We start from the raw sequence: 21245 nt of genomic DNA, 5'->3' as shown, positions 1-21245 counted from the left end.
CCCTGGCGCGTTTTGCTATGATGCGGCCGCGCTTTTGCGGGTAATCCCGACTATCCCGCTAGGTCTTATAGTTGACTTAAATACTCGGGAATAGCATACTCGCCCCCATTCCGAACCTCCGCGGTACACGTCATGCGACTGACTACAAAAGGCCGATACGCTGTCACTGCCATGCTCGACCTTGCATTGCATGCGCAGCATGGGCCAGTGTCTCTGGCCGATATCTCCGAGCGGCAAGGGATTTCCCTTTCCTACCTCGAGCAACTGTTCGCCAAACTGCGCCGCGGCAGCCTTGTTTCCAGCGTGCGTGGTCCCGGCGGCGGTTATCAGTTGTCCCGCGACATGCAGGGTATTCAGGTTGCGCAGGTGATCGACGCCGTCAACGAGTCGGTTGATGCGACGCGCTGCCAGGGGCTCGGTGACTGCCATGCTGGTGATACCTGTCTGACCCACCATTTGTGGTGCGACCTTAGCCAGCAGATTCACGAATTTCTAAGCGGTATCAGCCTGGCCGACCTCGTCACTCGCCGTGAAGTGCAAGAAGTCGCCCAACGTCAGGATCTGCGCCGTTGCGGTAGCAAGACGCAGCCACTGGACAAGATTGAAACATCCGCCGTTGAGTGAACGCAGATGAACGCGCGGCGCGCCTGCCTGATAGGAGATATTCAATGAGATTGCCGATTTACCTCGATTATTCCGCGACCACCCCGGTCGACCCGCGTGTTGCGCAGAAAATGAGCGACTGCTTGCTGATGGATGGCAACTTCGGTAACCCGGCGTCGCGCTCCCACGTCTTTGGCTGGAAAGCTGAGGAAGCGGTTGAGAACGCTCGCCGTCAGGTGGCCGATCTTGTCAACGCCGACCCTCGCGAAATCGTCTGGACCTCCGGTGCTACCGAATCCGACAACCTCGCGATCAAGGGCGCTGCGCATTTTTATGCCTCCAAAGGCAAGCACCTGATCACCAGCAAGATCGAACACAAAGCCGTGCTCGACACCATGCGTCAGCTTGAGCGTGAAGGCTTTGAAATCACCTACCTCGAGCCTACCGAAGATGGCCTGATCACTCCGGCCATGATTGAGGCGGTGATGCGCGACGACACCATTCTGGTCTCGATCATGCACGTCAATAACGAGATCGGTACGGTCAACGACATCGCGGCGATTGGCGAGATGACCCGTTCCCGCGGTGTGCTCTTCCACGTTGACGCGGCGCAGTCCACCGGCAAGGTTGAAATCGACCTGGCCAACCTCAAAGTTGATCTGATGTCGTTCTCGGCCCACAAGACCTACGGTCCGAAAGGTATTGGCGCATTGTGGGTCAGCCGCAAGCCACGTGTTCGCATCGAAGCGGCCATGCACGGTGGCGGTCACGAGCGCGGCATGCGTTCCGGCACGCTGGCAACGCACCAGATCGTCGGCATGGGCGAAGCGTTCCGTGTTGCCAAAGAGGACATGGCTGCCGAGAACGTTCGTGTCAAAGCCTTGAGCGACCGCTTCTATCAGCAGGTCGCGCACCTGGAAGAGCTGTACGTCAACGGCAGCATGACTGCCCGTGTGCCGCACAACCTCAACCTGAGCTTCAACTATGTAGAAGGCGAGTCGCTGATCATGGCGCTCAAGGATCTGGCGGTTTCGTCCGGCTCCGCGTGCACCTCGGCTTCGCTGGAGCCTTCCTACGTGCTGCGTGCCCTGGGTCGGAACGATGAGCTGGCACACAGCTCCATCCGTTTCACTTTTGGTCGCTTTACCACTGAAGAAGAGATCGATTACGCCGCGCAGAAAGTCTGCGAGGCCGTTACCAAGCTGCGCGCCTTGTCGCCGCTGTGGGACATGTTCAAAGACGGCGTCGACATCTCCAAGATCGAGTGGGCGGCGCACTAATTCAAAGTCGCCATTTCATGCGGCACTTTGAAAACCGGGTTTTCCAAGTGTCGTGAGAGCGACGTGTTGTATCTGATGAGGATTGCACCATGGCTTACAGCGAAAAGGTCATCGACCACTACGAAAATCCCCGCAACGTCGGCAAGATGAACGCGGAAGACCCTGATGTTGGCACCGGCATGGTCGGCGCGCCGGCGTGCGGCGACGTCATGCGTCTGCAGATCAAAGTCAACGAGCAGGGCATCATCGAAGACGCCAAGTTCAAGACCTACGGCTGCGGCTCTGCCATCGCGTCGAGCTCCCTGGCCACCGAGTGGATGAAAGGCAAGACTCTGGATGAAGCAGAGACCATCAAGAACACTCAGCTGGCCGAAGAACTGGCCCTGCCGCCAGTGAAAATCCACTGCTCCGTACTCGCTGAAGACGCCATCAAGGCGGCCGTTCGCGACTACAAGCAGAAGAAAGGCCTGCTCTAAACAGAGCATGTTCCGCTGCGTTAAGTAACTTGCGTGAGGTAAGGAGTTCCGATGGCTATCAGCATGACCGAAGCAGCCGCCAACCATGTGCGTCGCTCCCTCGATGGGCGTGGCAAGGGTGACGGCATTCGTCTGGGCGTTCGCACGACCGGTTGTTCAGGCCTTGCGTACGTACTCGAGTTCGTCGATGAGCCTGAAAGCGAAGACACGGTGTTCGAGTACCACGGCGTCAAGGTGATCATCGATCCCAAGAGCCTGGTCTATCTCGACGGCACCGAGCTCGATTTCGTCAAGGAAGGGTTGAACGAAGGCTTCAAGTTCAACAATCCCAACTCGCGCGGTGAATGTGGCTGCGGCGAAAGCTTCAACGTCTGAGGCTTATCGTGGGTACTCCTTGTCACTTTGCTTTGTTCGACCTGCAGCCAGGCTTCAATCTGGATCTCGATCTGCTGGCGACGCGTTACCGTGAGCTCGCCCGGAGCGTGCACCCCGACCGTTTTGCCGACGCCCCCGAGGCTGAGCAACGGGTTGCGCTGGAGCGCTCCGCCAGTCTGAACGACGCCTATCAAACCCTGAAGAATGCGCCTAAAAGGGCGCGTTACCTGTTGGCGCTGAAGGGTGAGGTTCCGCTGGAAGTCACCGTGCAGGATCCCGAGTTTCTGATGCAGCAGATGCAATGGCGCGAAGAGCTCGAAGACCTGCAGGACGAAGCGGATCTCGCAGGTGTCGCGGTATTCAAGCGCCGGCTGAAGGTTGCGCAGGAAGAACTGAACGAAAGCTTCGCGGCCTGTTGGGACGATGCTGCACAGCGTGATCAGGCTGAAAGGCTGATGCGTCGCATGCAGTTCCTCGACAAGCTCTCCTACGAAGTGCGCCAGCTCGAAGAGCGCCTCGACGATTAACCCCGCGCCGTCCTTCTGGGGCGGCTCGCCAGTGATATCAGAAAAGCAATGGCTCTACTGCAGATCGCCGAACCCGGCCAAGCTCCAAAACCTCATCAGCGTCGCCTGGCTGTCGGGATTGATCTCGGCACCACCAATTCCCTGGTGGCTGCCCTGCGCAGCGGCATCAGTGAGCCGCTTCCCGACCAAAACGGTCAGGTCATTCTGCCGTCTGCCGTTCGCTATCACGCCGAGCGGGTCGAAGTCGGCCAGTCGGCCAAGGACGCTGCGGCCACCGATCCGCTGAACACCATCATTTCCGTCAAGCGCCTCATGGGTCGCGGGATTTCCGATGTGAAGCATTTGGGTGGGCAGTTGCCTTACCGCTTCACCGGCGGCGAGTCCCACATGCCGTTCATTGAAACCGTGCAGGGCCCGAAGAGCCCGGTTGAAGTGTCGGCTGACATCCTCAAGGTGCTGCGTCAGCGTGCTGAGGAAACCCTGGGTGGCGAGCTGGTCGGCGCGGTCATCACCGTTCCCGCTTATTTCGATGACGCCCAGCGTCAGGCCACCAAAGACGCTGCAAAGCTGGCAGGCCTTACCGTTCTTCGCCTGCTTAATGAGCCCACTGCGGCTGCCGTGGCCTACGGGCTGGATCAAAACGCCGAAGGTGTGGTTGCCATTTACGATCTGGGTGGCGGCACCTTCGATATCTCGATTCTGCGCCTGACCGGCGGCGTATTTGAAGTCATGGCGACCGGTGGCGACAGCGCGCTGGGCGGCGATGATTTCGACCACGCCATCGCGACCTGGATCATTGCTGAAGCCGGTCTGTCCGATGATCTCGATCCGGCCGCCCAGCGTCGCTTGATGCAGACGGCGTGCGCGGCGAAAGAATCCCTGACTGACGCCGACTCGATCGACGTCGTCCATGGCGACTGGCAAGGCGTACTGACCCGCGCCGCGTTCGATGGCCTCATTGAGCCAATGATCGCCCGCAGCCTTAAAGCCTGCCGCCGCGCCGTTCGTGATTGCGGCATCGAGCTGGATGAAGTCGAAGCCGTGGTGATGGTGGGCGGCTCCACCCGTGTGCCGCGAGTTCGCGAAGCGGTGGCCGAACTGTTTGGCCGTCAACCGTTGACCGAAATCGACCCGGATCAGGTAGTTGCCATCGGCGCTGCGATCCAGGCCGATACGCTGGCAGGCAACAAGCGCGATGGCGGTGAGCTGCTGCTGCTCGACGTGATCCCGTTGTCCTTGGGGCTGGAGACCATGGGCGGCCTGATGGAGAAGGTCATTCCGCGCAACACCACGATCCCGGTGGCCCGCGCCCAGGAATTCACCACTTACAAAGACGGCCAGTCGGCCATGATGATTCACGTGCTGCAAGGCGAACGTGAGCTGATCAGCGACTGCCGTTCACTGGCGCGTTTTGACCTGCGTGGCATTCCCGCGATGGTCGCCGGCGCCGCGAAAATCCGCGTGACCTTTCAGGTCGACGCCGATGGCTTGCTCAGCGTGTCTGCCCGCGAGCTGGCATCCGGCGTTGAGTCGAGCATTCAGGTCAAGCCTTCGTATGGGCTGACTGACGGTGAAATCACCCGCATGCTCAAGGATTCGTTCCAGTACGCCAGTGACGACATGGTGGCTCGCGCGTTGCGTGAACAGCAGGTCGACGCCCAGCGTTTGCTCGAAGCCGTTGAAGGTGCGTTGCAGGCCGATGGCGATCGCTTGCTCGATGCCGAAGAGCGCATGGTCATCGACCTGCAGATGGAAGAGCTTCGTGAATTGATGAAGGGCGATGACGGTCCGGCCATCGAGCTGCAGACCAAGCGTCTGTCGCAGGTGACTGATGCGTTCGCCGCCCGCCGCCTGGACTCGACGGTGAAAGCCGCGCTGTCAGGGCGCAACCTGAATGAGATTGAGGAATAACTGATGCCGCAGGTTACATTTCTGCCACACGCCGAGCATTGCCCGGACGGAATGGTTGTCGAGGCTGAAGTCGGCAAGTCGATTCTGGAACTCGCCCACGATCACCACATCGAGATCGAAAGCGCCTGCGGCGGCGTCTGCGCCTGCACCACCTGCCACTGCATCATTCGTGCGGGGTTCAACTCTCTCGAAGAAGCGGACGAGCTGGAAGAGGACTATCTTGATCGTGCGTGGGGTCTGGAAGCGCAGTCCCGTCTGGCCTGCCAGGCCAAGGTCGGCACCGAGGACCTGACCGTCGAGATCCCGAAATATTCGCTTAACCACGCTGCCGAAGCGCCGCACTGATCGAGAAGCTGTCATGAGTTACGGTTGGAATGACGTACAACGCATCGCTGAAGAACTCGCCGAGACCCACCCCGGCGTCGACCCTTATTCGGTAGGGTTTACCAAGCTGCAATTGATGATCAAGCAACTGCCTGATTTCGACGACACTTCTGGCCGCGTCGGCGAGAAAGTGCTCGAGGCGGTGCAGACGCTCTGGGCCGACGAAATCGCCTGATCAGATTTGCACGTTAGGCAATAACATCAAACCCGCGTATAATTCGCGGGTTTAATTTTTCGCAATAATCACTGCTTCTGGAGTTACACCATGGCTGTTCAACGTACTTTCTCGATCATCAAGCCTGATGCTGTTGCCAAAAACGTCATCGGCGAAATCACCACCCGTTTCGAAAAAGCCGGTCTGCGCGTTGTCGCTTCGAAACTGAAGCAACTGTCCAAGGCCGAAGCAGAAGGTTTCTACGCTGAGCACAGCGCCCGTGGTTTCTTCGGTGATCTGGTTGCATTCATGATCTCCGGCCCGGTTGTCGTACAGGTTCTGGAAGGCGAAAACGCTATCGCACTGAACCGCGAGCTGATGGGCGCTACCAACCCTAAAGAAGCAGCTGCCGGCACCATCCGTGCTGACTTCGCTGATTCCATCGACGCCAACGCTGTTCACGGCTCCGACTCCGAAGCCGCTGCTGCTCGTGAAATCTCGTACTTCTTCGCTGCTATCGAGGTAACCACTCGCTAAGCTATTGCTGCGAGTGAGGGTGAATCCATGACTGAATCAACTGGCAAAATCAACCTGTTGGGTCTGACCCGGCTGGAAATGGAAAAATTCTTCGAGTCTATCGGGGAGAAACGCTTCCGTGCCGGTCAGGTCATGAAGTGGATTCACCACTTTGGCGTCGATAACTTCGACGCCATGACGAATGTCGGCAAGGCCCTGCGCGAAAAGCTGCAGAGCCGTGCCGAAATTCGGGGCCCTGAAGTCGTCAGCGAGGACATCTCCACCGACGGCACCCGTAAATGGGTCGTTCGTGTCGAGTCCGGCAGCTGCGTCGAGACCGTTTACATTCCGCAAGGCAAACGCGGCACGCTATGTGTCTCGTCCCAGGCGGGCTGTGCGCTGGATTGCAGTTTCTGCTCCACCGGCAAACAAGGCTTCAACAGCAACCTCACCGCCGCCGAAGTCATCGGCCAGGTGTGGATTGCCAACAAATCTTTCGGCAGTGTCCCGGCTACCGTCGACCGTGCCATCACCAACGTGGTGATGATGGGGATGGGCGAGCCATTGCTGAACTTCGACAATGTCATTGCCGCCATGCATCTGATGATGGATGACCTGGGGTATGGCATTTCCAAGCGCCGGGTGACGCTGTCCACCTCCGGCGTGGTGCCGATGATCGATGAGCTGTCCAAGCACATCGACGTCTCGCTGGCCCTTTCGCTGCACGCGCCCAACGACGCGCTGCGAAACCAGTTGGTGCCAATCAATAAAAAGTACCCCTTGAAGATGCTCCTCGAGTCCTGCCGCAACTACATGGCTGCGTTGGGCGAGAAGCGTGTGCTGACCATCGAGTACACGCTGCTCAAGGACATCAACGACAGGCCTGAGCACGCGATCGAGATGATCGAGCTGCTCAAGGATACGCCGTGCAAGGTCAACCTGATCCCGTTCAACCCGTTTCCGCATTCGGGCTATGAGCGCCCCAGCAATAATGCGATCCGTCGTTTTCAGGATCTGCTGCATCAAGCCGGTTTCAACGTCACCGTGCGTACCACGCGCGGTGAGGACATCGATGCTGCCTGCGGCCAGTTGGTCGGGCAGGTCATGGACCGCACCCGTCGCAGCGAGCGTTATATTGCCGTGCGGGAGCTCAGTGCCGATGCCGAGGTGGTGCAGGTCGCTTCCGCTCGCAATTGAATGCGAATTTGACTGAGAGGATCTCTATGCTCCTGCGCGTTGCGCTGCTGCTCTGTTTTGCCACGCTGCTGGTCGGTTGTGTGTCCACCGGCAACGTCGATCCGCTGAGTACCAGCAAGGGACGTGACGAGGCTCGTCAAGCTTATGTGCAGTTGGGATTGGGCTATCTTCAGCAGGGCCAGATGGAGCGTGCGAAGGCACCTCTGAAGAAAGCGCTTGAGCTCAATGGCTCCGACGCAGACGCCAATGCCGCGCTGGCTCTGGTGTTTCAAGCCGAGATGGAACCGGAGCTGGCGAACCAGTATTACGAGAAAGCATTGTCGGCACGTTCCAAAGACGCGCGGATTCTCAACAACTACGGCAGCTTTCTCTACCAGCAGAAGCGTTATAAGGAAGCCTACGAGCGTTTCGAGCAGGCCGCCGAGGATAACCTCTACGCCGAGCGCGCCCGGGTTTTCGAGAATCTCGGCATGACCGCGGTGATGCTGGGCGATCGCGTCACCGCCCGTGAGCATTTCGACAAGGCGCTGCGTCTCGATCGTCAGCAGCCACGCGCGTTGCTGGAAATGGCTGAGTTGTCGTACGAAGACAGGCATTATGTGCCAGCGCGCGATTACTACGAGCGTTTCAGCCAGTTGAGCGAGCAGAATGCGCGGAGCCTGCTGCTCGGTACGCGGCTGGCGAAGGTGTTTGATGATCGCAACAAGGCGGCCAGTTACGGGTTGCTTCTAAAAAGACTCTATCCCGGTACGCCGGAATATCAGCAATACCTGTCGGAGCAATGATGAAAGCGGCGCATCCCGAAGTTGTAGCAGCCACTCGCACGAACCCAGGCGAAACATTGCGTCAGGCCCGCGAGAGCAAGAACTGGTCGCTGCCAGATGTGGCGTTGAGGCTTAACCTCACCGTGGGGTCCCTGACTCATCTGGAAGCGGGCGATTTTGACAAGCTCCCCGGCCATACTTTTGCTCGCGGCTACGTACGCGCGTACGCCAAGCTGCTGGACCTTGATCAAGCTGCATTGGTCAGTGCGTTCGATCAGTACACCGGCACCGACGGCAAGGGCAGCAGCGTTCATGCGCTGGGCCGAATCGAAGAGCCGGTGCGCCTGTCTCACAACATTCTGCGCATCGTCAGCCTGTTGCTGCTCATCGCATTGATCGGCGGCGGCTTCGTGTGGTGGCAGGATCAAGCCACGCTGCGCGGCAAGGAACCGACCAATCTGGGCATGGAACACGTCGAAGTCGAAAGCGCTGACGGCACCACGCAGATTCATCCGCTTGACGAGCCGGAAGATCAAGCTGTGGCTCAAGGCCAGACCGCGCTGCCGTTGAATAACGCCGAGCCGGCGTCCGCGCCTGAAGCGCCTGCTGCATCCAGCAGTGCATCCGCCGCCACTGGCACGGTTGCAGGCGCTGTTGTTCCCCACAGCACATCCACCACCGCACCGATAGCTCCGGCACATACCGCGTCGAACGCGACCGCGCCGGTCACTACCGTAGCGCCAACGCCGGCGACCACTGCACCTGTCACCACCGCGCCAAGTGCGACGGCTGACCCTGCGCCTGTACCGGCAGGTGCCGGCCGCGTGCAGGTCCAGTTTGTCAACGACTGCTGGACCCAAGTCACCGATGGCAATGGCAAAGTGCTGATGAGCGGTCTCAAGAAAAAAGGCGACAGCCTCGACGTCAATGGCAAGCCGCCGCTGACCCTGCGCCTGGGCTTCGCTCGTGGCGCGCAAGTGAGCTACAACGGTCAGCCGGTTGATGTGGCACCTTTCACCAGTGGCGAAACTGCTCGCCTGAAGCTAGGGCAATAAGTCATGCACGGCGAATCTCCGATCAAACGTCGCGAATCTCGTAAAATCTGGGTCGGCTCGGTGCCGGTCGGTGGCGATGCCCCGATCGCAGTGCAGAGCATGACCAACAGCGACACCAATGACGTCGCGGCCACCGTCGCCCAGATCAACCGTCTGGAAGCCGCGGGTGTGGACATCGTTCGCGTCTCGGTGCCGGACATGGACGCTGCCGAGGCTTTCGGCCGTATCAAGCAGCTGGTCAAGGTCCCACTGGTCGCTGACATCCATTTCGATTATCGAATCGCCCTGCGCGTTGCCGAACTGGGCGTCGATTGCCTGCGGATCAATCCGGGCAACATCGGCCGCGAAGACCGCGTCCGCGCGGTGGTGGAGGCGGCCCGTGATCGCGGCATTCCTATCCGTATCGGCGTCAATGCCGGTTCGCTGGAAAAAGACCTGCAGAAGAAGTACGGCGAGCCAACGCCGGCGGCTTTGGTCGAGTCCGCACTGCGTCACGTTGAGCATCTGGACCGTCTGGATTTCCAGGACTTCAAGGTTAGCGTCAAGGCCTCGGATGTGTTCATGGCGGTCGAGGCTTATCGCCTCTTGGCCAAACAAATCATCCAGCCGTTGCACTTGGGTATCACTGAAGCGGGCGGTTTGCGCTCAGGCACAGTGAAATCAGCCGTCGGCCTAGGTATGCTGCTGGCCGAAGGGATCGGCGATACCATTCGGATTTCCCTGGCTGCCGATCCGGTTGAAGAAGTGAAGGTCGGTTACGACATCCTCAAGTCGCTGCGTCTGCGTTCCCGTGGCATCAACTTCATCGCCTGCCCGAGCTGCTCGCGGCAGAACTTCGATGTGGTCAAAACCATGAACGAGCTGGAAGGGCGCCTTGAAGATTTGCTGGTCCCGCTGGATGTTGCGGTGATCGGCTGCGTGGTAAACGGTCCCGGCGAGGCTAAAGAAGCCCACGTTGGTCTGACCGGTGGCACGCCGAACCTGATCTACATCGATGGCAAGCCGGCGCAAAAGCTGACAAATGACAATCTGGTGGAACAGCTTGAACGCTTGATCCGTCAGAGAGCGGCCGAAAAGGTCGAGGCCGACGCAGCGCTGATCGCGCGCGGCTAACCCAGTTTCCAAGGAATATTTGTGAGTAAGTCTCTGCAAGCCATTCGTGGCATGAATGACATCCTGCCGGATCAGACGCCGCTGTGGCGCTACTTCGAAGGCACCGTATCGCGTTTGCTGGATAACTACGGTTATCGCCAGATCCGCATGCCGATCGTCGAGTTCACCGACCTGTTCAAACGCTCCATCGGCGAAGTCACCGACATCGTCGAAAAAGAGATGTACACCTTCGCCGACCGCAATGGCGATTCGCTGACCCTGCGCCCCGAAGGCACGGCGGCCTGCGTGCGTGCGGTCCTCGAACACGGCATCACCGGCGGCGGTCAGGTGCAGAAGCTGTGGTACATCGGCCCGATGTTCCGCCACGAGCGTCCGCAAAAAGGCCGTTATCGTCAGTTTCACCAGATCGGTGTCGAGGTGTTCAACCTTGATGGTCCGGACATCGACGCCGAGCTGATCGTCCTGACCTGGCGCCTGTGGGGCCTGCTGGGTATCCGCAATGCCGTCAAGCTGGAGCTCAACAGCCTGGGCACCAGTGAAGCCCGCGGCCGTTATCGTGAAGCGCTGGTCGAGTATCTCTCTGCGCGTCACGAGCAACTGGACGAAGACAGCCAGCGCCGCCTGAAGAGCAACCCGCTGCGTGTGCTCGACACCAAACACCCTGAAACCCAGGCTGTGCTGGTCGATGCACCCAAGCTGGCCGATTACCTGGACGACGAATCCCGGGTTCACTTCGAAGGCTTGAAGGCGCGTCTCGACGCGGCGGGCATCCCGTACGTGATCAACCCGAAGCTGGTGCGCGGCCTGGATTACTACAGCAAAACCGTATTCGAGTGGGTCACTGACCAACTCGGCGCTCAGGGCACCGTCTGCGCGGGCGGCCGTTACGACGGTCTGGTCGAGCAGATGGGCGGCAAGCCGACCTCCGGCGTGGGCTTTGCCATGGGCATTGAACGTCTGGTGCTGCTGCTGGAGACCTTGGAGCAGGTTCCCGAAGAAATCGCCCGTACGGTCGACGTTTACGTCTGCGCCTTTGGCGAGGCCGCCGAGCTGGCGGCGCTGACCTTGTCCGAGCGCTTGCGCGATCAGGCGCCGAACCTGCGCCTGCACGTCAATGCCGGGGCTGGCAGCTTCAAGAGCCAGTTCAAGAAGGCCGACAAGAGCGGCGCACTGTACGCGCTGATCCTTGGCGATGAAGAGCTGGCGCGCAAGGAAGTGGGCGTCAAGCCGCTGCGTGGTCAGGGCGAACAACAAAATATTGCCTGGGATGCTCTCTCCGAGCACCTGGCCACCTGCATCTCGCAGGGTTGAAGCAGACAAAAGCCGATTTAGCGAATAGGAGTATTGGGGTGTCGAGTACCGATGATGATGAGCTGGTTGCCGTAAAGGACTGGTGGCAGCGTAACGGCAAGCCTCTGGTGACCGGCGGCCTGCTGGCGGTGATCGTGGTGTTGGGCTGGCAAGGCTGGCAGCGCTATCAGAACAACCAGGCACAGGGTGGTTCGGCGCTTTATCAGCAATTGCTGGAAACCGCACTGACGCCTAGCGGCCAGGCTGATGCAGGCCGTGTGGCCGAGATCGCCGGCAAGCTGAAGAGCGAGTTCGGCGGCACTGCGTACGCTCAGTACGGCAGCCTGTTTGTGGCCAAGGTGGCTGTAGACACGGGCAAGCTGGATGACGCCGCGAACGAGCTGAAATCCGTGACCGACAAGCCGGCCAATACGACTTTGGGTGAGATCGCCCGTCAGCGTCTGGCTCGCGTGCTTGCCGCACAGAACAAGGCTGAAGATGCGCTCAAGTTGCTTGACGGTCAGGCCGACACGTCGTTCGCGGCCAGCCGTGAAGAGCTCCGCGGTGACCTGCTGGTGCAGCTGGGTCGTACCGATGATGCCTACGCTGCATACAAAAAGGCCAAGGCGGCGCTTTCCGAAGAAGCGGCTGTTGGCGGTCTGCAAATGAAGCTCGACGATCTGGCGAAAGGGGATGCGTGACGTGATTCGTTGGAAACATGCAGCATTGCTGGCTCTGGCCATTCTGGCCGCGGGTTGCAGCAGCAACAGCAAAAAAGAGCTGCCTCCGGCAGAGCTCGTCGACTTCAAGGAAGAAGTGACCCTGCAGAAGTTGTGGAGCCGTTCCGTCGGTGACGGTCAGGGCGATATATACAACATGCTGGTCCCGGCCATCGACGGCGAGAACATCTACGCTGCCGACGCGAACGGTCTGGTCATGGCGATCAATCGCAGCAACGGTGACGTGGTCTGGAAAAAAGAGCTTGAGCAACCGGTCTCCGGCGCCGTCGGCGTAGGTTTCGGTCTGGTCATGCTGGGCACGTTGCGCGGCGAAGTCATCGTTCTCGACGAAGCCACCGGCGAACAGAAGTGGAAATCCAAGGCGACCAGCGAAGTGCTGTCCGCTCCGGCCACCAACGGCAGTGTCGTGGTTGCCCAGACTCAGGACGATCGGGTTATCGGTTATGACGCCATCACTGGCGATCAGCGCTGGATCTACGAGAGCAGTCCTGCGGTTCTTACACTTCGTGGCACCGGCGCACCGATTGCCACCAATTCGCTGGCCATTGCCGGGCTGTCGACCGGTAAGGTCGTGGCGCTGGATATCAACAACGGCGTCCCGGCCTGGGAGCAGCGCGTTGCCGTTCCGACAGGTCGCTCCGAGCTTGATCGTGTGGTCGACATCGACGGCGGCTTGCTGCTGTCCGGCAACACGCTGTACGTCGCGACTTATCAGGGCCGCGTAGCCGGTCTGGAACTGCAGAGCGGCCGCGTGCTGTGGCAGCGTGACGCATCGAGCTATTCGGGTGTGGCGCAGGGCTTCGGCAGCGTTTACGTTTCGCTGGCCAACGGCACCGTGGAAGGCATCGATGAGCGCTCGTCCACCGGTCTGTGGAGCAACGACTCGCTGGCCCGTCGTCAACTCGGCGCGCCGGAAGTGTTTTCCAGCTACGTTGCGGTCGGTGACATGGAAGGCTATCTGCACCTGCTGAGTCAGGTCGATGGCCACTTCGTCGCCCGTGAAAAGATTGACAGCGATGGCCTGCGTGCCCGCCCGCTGGTCTCCGGCAGCACCATTTATGTCTTCGGCAACAGCGGCAAGCTGGAAGCACTGACGATCAAGTAGTGGCTGTCTATGCTTGAGGCGGTCGTGTTTGGACTTCCTCAAGCGGCCCCGCTTTCATGGGGCCTGCGACGCTTCGGTGTCGCTCCGAACTCCGGCCGCTGCCTTGCAGCGGCTTTTGTATTTTCTGAAATAACGAAGTGGAGAGCCGCATGGTTCCCGTAATCGCCCTGGTGGGTCGACCGAACGTCGGCAAGTCCACCTTGTTCAACCGCCTGACCAGGACTCGCGACGCCATCGTCGGCGACTTGTCCGGTCTGACCCGTGATCGCCAATACGGTGAGGCCAAGTGGCAAGGGCGCTCCTACATCCTGATCGACACCGGCGGTATCTCCGGTGACGAACACGGCATGGACGAAAAAATGGCTGAGCAGTCGCTGCTCGCCATTGAAGAAGCCGATGTGGTGTTGTTCCTCGTTGACGCCAAAGCAGGCTTCACTGCCGCCGACCAGATGATTGGCGAGCACCTGCGCAAGCGCAACAAGACGTCCTACGTCGTCGCCAACAAGGTCGACAACATCGACCCTGACATGGCCCGCGCCGAGTTTGCACCGCTGGGCATGGGTGACGCGATTCCGGTGGCCGGCGCTCACGGACGCGGCATCACCCAGATGCTCGAAATCGCCTTGCGTGATTTCCCGAAAGACGCTGACGAAGTCGAAGAAGGCGAAGAAGAGGAAGTCGTTGCCGAAGGTCAGGAAGCCAAGCGCATTCCGGGTCCGAGCGAGAAGGACGGGATCAAGATCGCGATCATCGGTCGTCCTAACGTCGGCAAGTCGACGCTGGTCAACCGCATGCTCGGTGAAGACCGGGTCATCGTCTACGACGAGCCCGGCACCACCCGCGACAGCATTTACATCCCGTTCGAACGCAACGAGGAAAAGTACACGCTGATCGACACCGCCGGTGTGCGCAAGCGCGGCAAGATCCACGAAGAAGTCGAAAAGTTCTCCGTGGTCAAAACCCTGCAGGCGATCAAAGACGCCAACGTGGTGATCTTCGTGATGGACGCCCGTGAAGGCGTCGTCGACCACGACCTGAACCTGCTGGGCTTTGCCCTTGAGTCCGGTCGGGCGCTGGTCATCGCACTGAACAAGTGGGATGGCATGGTGCCGAGCGAGCGCGACTATGTGAAGGTCGAGCTGGAGCGTCGGCTGTTCTTCGTCGACTTCGCCGACATCCACTTCATCTCGGCGCTTCACGGCACCGGCGTGGGTAACCTGTATCAGTCGGTGCAGAACTCGTTCAAATCCGCTGTGACCCGCTGGCCGACCAGCCGCCTGACCCAGATCCTGGAAGACGCGGTCAGCGAGCACGCACCGCCCATGGTCGGCAGCCGCCGTATCAAGCTGCGTTACGCTCACTTGGGTGGCGCGAACCCGCCGTTGATCGTGATCCACGGTAACCAGGTCGAGAAAGTACCCAAGTCGTACGTTCGGTATCTCGAGAACACCTATCGCCGCGTGCTCAAGTTGGTCGGTACGCCGATCCGCATCGAGTTCAAGGGCGGCGAAAACCCGTACGAAGGCAACAAGAACACGCTGACCGACCGCCAGGTCAACAAGAAGCGTCGAATGATGTCGCACCACAAGAAGGCCGACAAGAAGCGCCGCGACAAGCGCTGATCGTGTAAAGGTCTTTCTCGGAAAAGGCGCCAGTGGCGCCTTTTTTTGTGCGCGATATCTGGGCTATCCTGCCAGTCCCCGAGCCCTTCAGGTATCGGGAGTGGAGCAGGAAAACCCATGATCACCAGCAAACTGCCGAACGTTGGCACCACCATTTTTACTGTGATGTCACAGCTTGCCGCCGAAACAGGGGCGATCAATCTGTCCCAGGGTTTTCCCGATTTCGATGGGCCCGATGCACTGCGAGAAGCCTTGTGCCGCCGCGTCATGGACGGCAACAACCAATACGCGCCGATGGCCGGGCTGCCGGCATTGCGCGAGCAAGTCGCCGCCAAGATCGCTCGCTGCTACGGCCGTCAGGTCGGCGTCGACAGCGAAATCACCATCACGCCCGGCGCCACCCACGCCATCTTCTGCGCGATCCAGGCGGTTGTCAGAGCCGGCGATGAAGTCATCGTCTTCGACCCGTGCTACGACAGTTACGCGCCTTCGGTGGAACTGGCCAGTGGACGCTGCGTCCATGTTCAGCTCAAGGACGGTGACTTCGCCATCGACTGGGAAAAGCTCAGCGCCGCGTTGAGCCCTCGCACTCGAATGATCGTTATCAACACGCCGCACAACCCCAGCGGCGCGCTGATTACCCGCGAGGAACTGGATCGCCTGGCTGCGTTGATTCGGGATCGGGACATTTACGTGCTCAGCGACGAGGTCTATGAACACTTGGTGTTCGACGGCCTGCAACACGCCAGCGTACTGGCCCATGACGAACTCTATCAGCGCGCGTTTGTGGTCAGTTCGTTCGGCAAGACCTACCACGTCACCGGCTGGAAAACCGGCTACCTCGTTGCGCCGCCTGCACTGACCGCCGAAGCACGGAAGATCCATCAGTTCGTCGCATTCTGTGGCGTCACGCCGTTGCAATGGGCGTTGGCCGATTTCATGGTGGCGCACCCTGAACACGTCGACGAACTTCCGGCGTTCTATCAGGCCAAACGCGACTATTTCTGCGATCGTCTGGAAGCCTCGCGCTTCACCTTCACGCGCGCCAGCGGCACGTACTTTCAGCTCGTTGATTATTCGCAGATTCGCCCGGATCTCAACGACGTGGACATGTCGCTGTGGATGACCCGCGAGCACGGCGTGGCGAGCATTCCCATTTCGGTTTTCTATCAGAATCCGCCTGAAGGCCAGCGCCTGATCCGGCTGTGCTTTCCCAAGCGTGAGGAGACGCTGCGTCTGGCAGCGGAAAAACTATGCGCGATCTGACCACGCTGCCCAATTTGAATATCGCGCTGGTTCAGACCACGCTGGTCTGGCACGACGCCCCGGCGAACCACGCTCACTTCGAAGAACTGCTGGCCCAGGCCCAAGGCGCGGATCTGGTGATCCTGCCGGAAATGTTTACCACCGGGTTTTCCATGGAATCCGAACTGCTCGCCGAGCCCGAAGACGGCCCGACGGCTCAGTGGATACTGGCCCAAGCCAGGCAACTGAAGGCGGTGGTGACCGGCAGCGTGATCATTCGCGCCGCTGACGGCAGCCATCGCAATCGCCTGCTGTGGGCGCGACCGGACGGCGAGCTGCTGCATTACGACAAGCGCCATCTGTTCAGAATGGCTGGGGAGCACGAGCATTACAGCCCGGGCGAGCGCCAGGTGCAGTTCGAGCTCAAGGGCTGGCGGATTCGTCCGCTGATCTGCTACGACCTGCGTTTTCCGGTGTGGAGCCGTGACGCCCAGAATACCGATCTGCTGCTGTACACCGCCAACTGGCCGGGCGCTCGCCGTCTGCACTGGAACCGCTTGCTGCCAGCGCGGGCCATCGAGAACCTCTGTTACGTCGCGGCGGTGAATCGCGTCGGCATTGATGGGAAGGGCTTCGCCTACACCGGCGACAGCCAAGTGCTGGATTTCCAGGGCGAGAGCCTGCTGAACATCGGCGAGGCAGACGGGGTGTTTCAGGTCAGCTTGTCAGCGCAGAGTCTGGCGGCGTATCGCGAGAAATTCCCGGCCTGTCTCGACGCGGATACATTCGAGATACAGTAACGTCATGGAGTTGAGGGGCGGGTGGTCGATAGCGGTTGTATCCAGACAGGAGATCGGTATGACCACCATCAGCACATCCTCATTGAGTTCGTATTCCACCCGCTTCACGGTCGCGGTAAAGAAAGACGCCATGGCAACGGCGGCTGACAGCGACGCCTCGACCACCACCGATGCCACGTCAGCATCTGCATCGATCACAGCCACTGCGGCAGGTGGCGCTGGCGGAGCGGGTGGGGCATCTGACTCTTCCAGCACCAGCGAGCAGGCCATCGCGAAGCTGGAAGAGCAGATCAAGGAAACCCAGAAGCGCTTGCAAGAGCAGCAACAGCAGCTCGCTGCCGCCCAGGCCAGCGCCGGCACCGACGAGGAAAAGTCCGCGCGCGTGATGGCGATTCAGGGACAGATCTCGTCGTCCACCGCCAGCCTGGCCACGGAGCAGGCGGCCCTCTTGCAACTGCAGAAGTCCGGCAGCATCAACACCACCGCCTGATTCACTCATTAAGAGACAAACTGCTCCATGACCTCGGTCGTGGGGCGTTCCTGTGGGTGCAATAAATTCGACTTTAGATGTTTGTACGCTGGCCGATACAACGTGCACCTCATAAGGAGTTCATCATGACCACTATCAACACCAGTTCGTTGGGTGCTTACTCCAGCGTGTTCACGGCTGCCGTCAAGACCGACGACTCCACCAAGAGCGATGCCAAGGCTGCCAGTGTCGAGCTGCGCGGCAATGTGTATGGAGACTCCAAGGCGTCTGCCGCCACTGAGTCAGGCGACGCGCCGAGCATGAAGGAGGAGATGATCAAGCAGTTGCAGGAGCAGATTGAGCGAACTCAGAAGATTCTTCAGCAGCAGCAGGCTCAGCTGGCCGCGGCTCAAGGCAGCAAGGCGCCCGATGAGCTGAAGGCGACGCAGGTCATGGCTATCCAGCAGCAAATTTCCGGGACCATGGCTCAACTGGGCGCACTGCAGGCTTCCCTGTTGAACTTGATGAAAGTCAAAGTCGACACCACGGCCTGACAATCCGGCGTTAAACAAAAGGCCCTGAAGCTTGCACTTCAGGGCCTTTTTTGTCGCAGCGTGTATTACCACGCAGCGTGCTTGCCGGCGCTTACGCTGCCTTCGTCGCGTCAGCCTGCAGCAAGCCTCGATTGAGCGCGCTGAACAGCGCCTTGAAGCTCGCAGTGGTGATGTTCTCGTCGATACCAACGCCATGCACCGCGCGGTCGCCATCCACACGCAACTCGATGTAGGCAGCGGCCTTGGCCGTGGTGCCTGCGCCAATGGCATGTTCGTTGTAATCCATGATCTCGGCCGAAACCGGCAGGCCGGCGACCAGCGCTTCCAGTGCACCGTTGCCCGTGCCTTTCCAGCGCAGGTTGCTCTCGCTGTCGCCCATGCCGGTCACGACCACTTCCACGGCGCTGTTGCCGTTCTCTTCCTGCAAGCGATGGCTGACCAACGCGTAGGGCTTGTTGGCCTGCAGGTATTCACGCTTGAACAGCGAGTAAATCTGCTGAGCCGTCATCTCCAGGCCCAAACGATCGGTCTCGCCCTGAACCACCTGGCTGAATTCGATCTGCATGCGACGGGGCAGGGAGATGCCATATTCCTGTTCGAGCAGGTAAGTGATCCCGCCCTTACCGGACTGGCTATTAACGCGGATGACCGCCTCGTAGCTGCGACCAATGTCAGCCGGGTCGATCGGCAGGTAAGGCACTTCCCACAGCGTGCCGTCCTTCTGCTGGGTGAAGCCCTTGCGGATCGCGTCCTGGTGAGAGCCGGAAAACGCGGTGTGCACCAGATCGCCGACGTACGGATGACGCGGGTGCACCGGAATCTGGTTGCATTCCTCGACCACCTTGCGGACGCCGTCGATGTCGGAGAAATCCAGCTGCGGATTCAGGCCCTGGGTGTACATGTTCAGCGCGACGGTCACGAGGTCGACGTTGCCGGTGCGCTCGCCGTTGCCGAACAGGCAGCCTTCGACACGATCCGCGCCGGCCATCAGGCCCAGCTCGGTCGCGGCGACGCCGGTGCCACGGTCATTGTGGGTGTGCAGGCTGATGATCACGCTGTCACGACGGGAAATGTTGCGGCAGAACCACTCGATCTGGTCGGCGTAGATGTTCGGGGTGGCGACTTCGACGGTGGCTGGCAGATTGAGGATCACCTTGTTCTGCGGCGTCGCGTTCCACACTTCGATGACGGCGTCGCAGACTTCCTTGGCGAACTCCAGCTCGGTGGCGCTGAATGTTTCAGGCGAGTACTCGAACTGCCATTGGGTTTCCGGCTGCAGCGCGGCGTATTTGACGAACAGCTGGGCGGCATTCACTGCGATGGCTTTCACGCCCGCTTTGTCCTGATTGAAGACGATGCGGCGGAAGGACGGGCAGGTGGCGTTGTACAAATGGACGATGGCTTTTTTTGCACCGCGCAGGGACTCGAACGTCCGTGCGATGAGGTCTTCGCGGGCCTGAGTCAGGACCTGAATGGTGGTGTCGTCCGGGATGTGGCCGTCTTCGATGAGTGTGCGCACGAAGTCGAAATCCGTCTGCGACGCAGAAGGGAAGGAGGCTTCGATTTCCTTGACGCCGACTTGCACGAGGGTCTTCCAGAAACGCAGCTTTTTGACCGCATCCATGGGCTCGATCAGCGACTGGTTACCGTCACGCAAGTCGGAACTGCACCAGATCGGCGCCGCGGTGATGGTCTTGGAAGGCCAGGTGCGGTCAGGCAGGTCAATGACAGGGAAGGCGCGGTACTTCGTCGAGGGATCTTTGAGCATGGTCATGTGAATAATCCTTGTTGTACTCAGGGCCGAAAGAAGGCGGCCAGCCGGTTGATGCGAGAGTAGCACTGCGGGTGAGCGTCGAGGCACCGCGTTCAGCTTTGCAGTCGTGCACTGACGAGGCAGAGGCAGCGATGTTGACGCATCAGAATGAGGGTGTGAGAGGTTTTCATGTCGCCAAACGTAACCAATGGGGTGAAAGCTGGCAAGCGGTTGGGAAAAATTGAGAGAAGTTAGCGCTAATGACTTGTGGTCGAGATGTTATTGCCGTATTTCGGGGAATTGCCCGATTAAATTGCCGTCACGGTTGGGGCTGACCGCAACGGCTGTTATGGTAGGACCGGCTTCAGCCGGGAAAGCGCCAGAACTCACACCATCAGATTTGCAGTGCAGCGCCTGATCCCTTCCCGGCTAAAGCCAGTCCTACAGGGCTACTCGGCCCTCTCAAGCATTACGGCTGAAACGCATTGATGAAAATCGCCGGATCCACACGCGCGTCATTCAGGCTGACGTTCCAATGCATGTGCGGCCCCGTCGCGCGGCCAGTCGAACCGACTCGCCCGACTACGCCACCGCGAGGCACGGCATCGCCGACCTTCACGTCGATCTTCGACATATGGCAGAACATGCTGATGAAGCCCTGTCCGTGATCGACGAACACCGTGTTGCCATTGAAGAAGTAATTGCCGATCAGAATCACCTTGCCCGCCGCAGGCGACTTGATAGGCGTACCCGCAGGAACGGCGAAATCCAGTCCCGCGTGAGGGTTTCGCTCCTCACCGTTGAAAAAGCGTCGAACACCGAATTTGCTTGAGAGCGGCCCGTCCACTGGTTTGTCCAGCAACAGATTGCTCGGCGTAACCGGGCTGAACGTACGGTAGGCGCGAACCTGCACGTCGAGCTCTTGTTCGATGCGCTTCAGGTCGTCCGGGTCAGGATTGACCTGACGCTTATTCTTCAGGGTAATCCGCTGCTCCGGGTATTTCTTTTCGCCGACCACGAAGGGCAGGTTACGGCTGCCGCTGCTGACCTGCTGCGAGGTTCCAGGCTTGATGCTCAACGGAATGCCGACGATGGCCAGCCAGCGCGCGTCCTGATCCTTGACCACCAGCACCGGCTTGCCCTGCCACGTGGCTTTGGGCGCTTGTGCCGCGGGGCCGAGATCGACCACCGCTACGCCGCCTGGCACGGGCTTGTTGAGCAGGCGGGAAATGTAGCTGTCAGCGTAGGCGGGCAAGGCAGCACAAAAGACTAAGGCAGCAGTGGCCAACGAACGGGATAGAAGAGGCAGCAT

Annotated in this window: 23 protein-coding genes; 21 read left to right on the top strand and 2 right to left on the bottom strand. The window is 59.9% G+C overall.

The window, feature by feature from the left end; all coding sequences use genetic code 11:
• Positions 1-132 precede the first annotated feature (132 nt).
• The 21 genes from iscR to AC3ISG_RS19840 all read left to right on the top strand — a co-directional run bounded on the left by iscR (position 133) and on the right by AC3ISG_RS19840 (position 18180).
• Positions 133-624 carry a Fe-S cluster assembly transcriptional regulator IscR gene (gene iscR / locus AC3ISG_RS19940; protein WP_122535019.1) on the top strand — a complete coding sequence of 164 codons (492 nt, stop codon included), beginning with the start codon at positions 133-135 and terminating at the stop codon, positions 622-624.
• A gap of 44 nt (positions 625-668) precedes the next feature.
• Positions 669-1883 carry an IscS subfamily cysteine desulfurase gene (locus AC3ISG_RS19935; RefSeq protein WP_122535020.1) on the top strand — a complete coding sequence of 405 codons (1215 nt, stop codon included), beginning with the start codon at positions 669-671 and terminating at the stop codon, positions 1881-1883.
• Between the two features lie 89 nt (positions 1884-1972).
• Positions 1973-2359, top strand: a complete 387-nt coding sequence (iscU, locus tag AC3ISG_RS19930) for a Fe-S cluster assembly scaffold IscU (protein WP_062383507.1) — start codon at positions 1973-1975, stop codon at positions 2357-2359.
• A gap of 51 nt (positions 2360-2410) precedes the next feature.
• Complete coding sequence (gene iscA / locus AC3ISG_RS19925) at positions 2411-2734, top strand: iron-sulfur cluster assembly protein IscA (RefSeq protein WP_065990022.1); 324 nt, start codon at positions 2411-2413, stop codon at positions 2732-2734.
• A gap of 8 nt (positions 2735-2742) precedes the next feature.
• The gene (gene hscB / locus AC3ISG_RS19920; RefSeq protein ID WP_074886345.1) at positions 2743-3261 is read left to right on the top strand and encodes a co-chaperone HscB; all 519 of its coding nucleotides are present in this window, start codon (positions 2743-2745) and stop codon (positions 3259-3261) included.
• A gap of 48 nt (positions 3262-3309) precedes the next feature.
• Entirely contained in the window at positions 3310-5172 is a 1863-nt protein-coding gene (hscA, locus tag AC3ISG_RS19915) for a Fe-S protein assembly chaperone HscA (RefSeq protein ID WP_489297778.1), read from the top strand.
• Positions 5173-5175: 3 nt separating this feature from the next.
• Positions 5176-5517 (top strand): ISC system 2Fe-2S type ferredoxin, encoded by a 342-nt coding sequence (gene fdx, locus AC3ISG_RS19910; protein ID WP_065990018.1) that lies wholly within the window; start codon positions 5176-5178, stop codon positions 5515-5517.
• A gap of 13 nt (positions 5518-5530) precedes the next feature.
• Positions 5531-5731 (top strand): Fe-S cluster assembly protein IscX, encoded by a 201-nt coding sequence (gene iscX, locus AC3ISG_RS19905; RefSeq protein ID WP_122623404.1) that lies wholly within the window; start codon positions 5531-5533, stop codon positions 5729-5731.
• Positions 5732-5821: 90 nt separating this feature from the next.
• Positions 5822-6247, top strand: coding sequence for a nucleoside-diphosphate kinase (ndk, locus tag AC3ISG_RS19900; RefSeq protein ID WP_489297777.1), 426 nt, complete (start codon positions 5822-5824; stop codon positions 6245-6247).
• 27 nt (positions 6248-6274) lie between these two features.
• A complete protein-coding gene (rlmN, locus tag AC3ISG_RS19895) occupies positions 6275-7423 on the top strand; it encodes a dual-specificity RNA methyltransferase RlmN (RefSeq protein ID WP_122535024.1) in 1149 nt (382 codons plus the stop codon).
• 26 nt (positions 7424-7449) lie between these two features.
• On the top strand, positions 7450-8208 hold the full coding sequence (gene pilW, locus AC3ISG_RS19890; protein ID WP_122535025.1) for a type IV pilus biogenesis/stability protein PilW: 759 nt from the start codon (positions 7450-7452) through the stop codon (positions 8206-8208).
• Positions 8208-9242 carry a RodZ domain-containing protein gene (locus AC3ISG_RS19885; RefSeq protein ID WP_489297776.1) on the top strand — a complete coding sequence of 345 codons (1035 nt, stop codon included), beginning with the start codon at positions 8208-8210 and terminating at the stop codon, positions 9240-9242. The genes pilW and AC3ISG_RS19885 overlap by 1 nt, the downstream gene beginning before the upstream one ends.
• A gap of 3 nt (positions 9243-9245) precedes the next feature.
• Positions 9246-10355 carry a flavodoxin-dependent (E)-4-hydroxy-3-methylbut-2-enyl-diphosphate synthase gene (ispG, locus tag AC3ISG_RS19880; protein ID WP_065990008.1) on the top strand — a complete coding sequence of 370 codons (1110 nt, stop codon included), beginning with the start codon at positions 9246-9248 and terminating at the stop codon, positions 10353-10355.
• Positions 10356-10376: 21 nt separating this feature from the next.
• Positions 10377-11666 carry a histidine--tRNA ligase gene (hisS, locus tag AC3ISG_RS19875; RefSeq protein WP_489297775.1) on the top strand — a complete coding sequence of 430 codons (1290 nt, stop codon included), beginning with the start codon at positions 10377-10379 and terminating at the stop codon, positions 11664-11666.
• 38 nt (positions 11667-11704) lie between these two features.
• Positions 11705-12346 carry a tetratricopeptide repeat protein gene (locus tag AC3ISG_RS19870; protein ID WP_122535028.1) on the top strand — a complete coding sequence of 214 codons (642 nt, stop codon included), beginning with the start codon at positions 11705-11707 and terminating at the stop codon, positions 12344-12346.
• Complete coding sequence (gene bamB, locus AC3ISG_RS19865; protein ID WP_122535029.1) at positions 12339-13490, top strand: outer membrane protein assembly factor BamB; 1152 nt, start codon at positions 12339-12341, stop codon at positions 13488-13490. Before AC3ISG_RS19870 ends, bamB begins: the two co-directional genes overlap by 8 nt.
• A gap of 149 nt (positions 13491-13639) precedes the next feature.
• Entirely contained in the window at positions 13640-15112 is a 1473-nt protein-coding gene (gene der / locus AC3ISG_RS19860) for a ribosome biogenesis GTPase Der (RefSeq protein ID WP_065990003.1), read from the top strand.
• Positions 15113-15229: 117 nt separating this feature from the next.
• Entirely contained in the window at positions 15230-16378 is a 1149-nt protein-coding gene (locus AC3ISG_RS19855; protein WP_489297774.1) for a pyridoxal phosphate-dependent aminotransferase, read from the top strand.
• Positions 16366-17157: an amidohydrolase gene (locus AC3ISG_RS19850; RefSeq protein ID WP_489297773.1), complete on the top strand. Its 792-nt coding sequence runs from the start codon at positions 16366-16368 to the stop codon at positions 17155-17157. Before AC3ISG_RS19855 ends, AC3ISG_RS19850 begins: the two co-directional genes overlap by 13 nt.
• A 58-nt stretch (positions 17158-17215) precedes the next feature.
• On the top strand, positions 17216-17647 hold the full coding sequence (locus AC3ISG_RS19845; RefSeq protein WP_489297772.1) for a hypothetical protein: 432 nt from the start codon (positions 17216-17218) through the stop codon (positions 17645-17647).
• 125 nt (positions 17648-17772) lie between these two features.
• Positions 17773-18180 carry a hypothetical protein gene (locus tag AC3ISG_RS19840; protein WP_122623410.1) on the top strand — a complete coding sequence of 136 codons (408 nt, stop codon included), beginning with the start codon at positions 17773-17775 and terminating at the stop codon, positions 18178-18180.
• A gap of 91 nt (positions 18181-18271) precedes the next feature.
• Here AC3ISG_RS19840 and leuA read toward each other — a convergent pair whose 3' ends face one another.
• Positions 18272-19954 carry a 2-isopropylmalate synthase gene (gene leuA, locus AC3ISG_RS19835; RefSeq protein WP_172610849.1) on the bottom strand — a complete coding sequence of 561 codons (1683 nt, stop codon included), beginning with the start codon at positions 19952-19954 and terminating at the stop codon, positions 18272-18274.
• Positions 19955-20402: 448 nt separating this feature from the next.
• Entirely contained in the window at positions 20403-21245 is an 843-nt protein-coding gene (locus tag AC3ISG_RS19830) for a peptidoglycan DD-metalloendopeptidase family protein (protein ID WP_272632385.1), read from the bottom strand.

This window comes from Pseudomonas sp. GL_135 (assembly GCF_057834665.1).
This window is presented reverse-complemented; position numbering and strand designations above follow the sequence as displayed.

Bases quoted from the DNA above. Each gene is read 5' to 3' on its own strand.
- fdx (WP_065990018.1), top strand. From the start codon at position 5,176: ATGCCGCAGGTTACATTTCTGCCACACGCCGAGCATTGCCCGGACGGA.
- bamB (WP_122535029.1), top strand. From the start codon at position 12,339: ATGCGTGACGTGATTCGTTGGAAACATGCAGCATTGCTGGCTCTGGCC.
- der (WP_065990003.1), top strand. From the start codon at position 13,640: ATGGTTCCCGTAATCGCCCTGGTGGGTCGACCGAACGTCGGCAAGTCC.
- hscA (WP_489297778.1), top strand. From the start codon at position 3,310: ATGGCTCTACTGCAGATCGCCGAACCCGGCCAAGCTCCAAAACCTCAT.
- AC3ISG_RS19935 (WP_122535020.1), top strand. From the start codon at position 669: ATGAGATTGCCGATTTACCTCGATTATTCCGCGACCACCCCGGTCGAC.
- iscX (WP_122623404.1), top strand. From the start codon at position 5,531: ATGAGTTACGGTTGGAATGACGTACAACGCATCGCTGAAGAACTCGCC.
- AC3ISG_RS19855 (WP_489297774.1), top strand. From the start codon at position 15,230: ATGATCACCAGCAAACTGCCGAACGTTGGCACCACCATTTTTACTGTG.
- rlmN (WP_122535024.1), top strand. From the start codon at position 6,275: ATGACTGAATCAACTGGCAAAATCAACCTGTTGGGTCTGACCCGGCTG.
- iscU (WP_062383507.1), top strand. From the start codon at position 1,973: ATGGCTTACAGCGAAAAGGTCATCGACCACTACGAAAATCCCCGCAAC.
- leuA (WP_172610849.1), bottom strand. From the start codon at position 19,954: ATGACCATGCTCAAAGATCCCTCGACGAAGTACCGCGCCTTCCCTGTC.
- ispG (WP_065990008.1), top strand. From the start codon at position 9,246: ATGCACGGCGAATCTCCGATCAAACGTCGCGAATCTCGTAAAATCTGG.
- AC3ISG_RS19840 (WP_122623410.1), top strand. From the start codon at position 17,773: ATGACCACTATCAACACCAGTTCGTTGGGTGCTTACTCCAGCGTGTTC.
- pilW (WP_122535025.1), top strand. From the start codon at position 7,450: ATGCTCCTGCGCGTTGCGCTGCTGCTCTGTTTTGCCACGCTGCTGGTC.
- AC3ISG_RS19850 (WP_489297773.1), top strand. From the start codon at position 16,366: ATGCGCGATCTGACCACGCTGCCCAATTTGAATATCGCGCTGGTTCAG.
- iscA (WP_065990022.1), top strand. From the start codon at position 2,411: ATGGCTATCAGCATGACCGAAGCAGCCGCCAACCATGTGCGTCGCTCC.
- ndk (WP_489297777.1), top strand. From the start codon at position 5,822: ATGGCTGTTCAACGTACTTTCTCGATCATCAAGCCTGATGCTGTTGCC.
- AC3ISG_RS19845 (WP_489297772.1), top strand. From the start codon at position 17,216: ATGACCACCATCAGCACATCCTCATTGAGTTCGTATTCCACCCGCTTC.
- AC3ISG_RS19830 (WP_272632385.1), bottom strand. From the start codon at position 21,245: ATGCTGCCTCTTCTATCCCGTTCGTTGGCCACTGCTGCCTTAGTCTTT.
- AC3ISG_RS19885 (WP_489297776.1), top strand. From the start codon at position 8,208: ATGAAAGCGGCGCATCCCGAAGTTGTAGCAGCCACTCGCACGAACCCA.
- iscR (WP_122535019.1), top strand. From the start codon at position 133: ATGCGACTGACTACAAAAGGCCGATACGCTGTCACTGCCATGCTCGAC.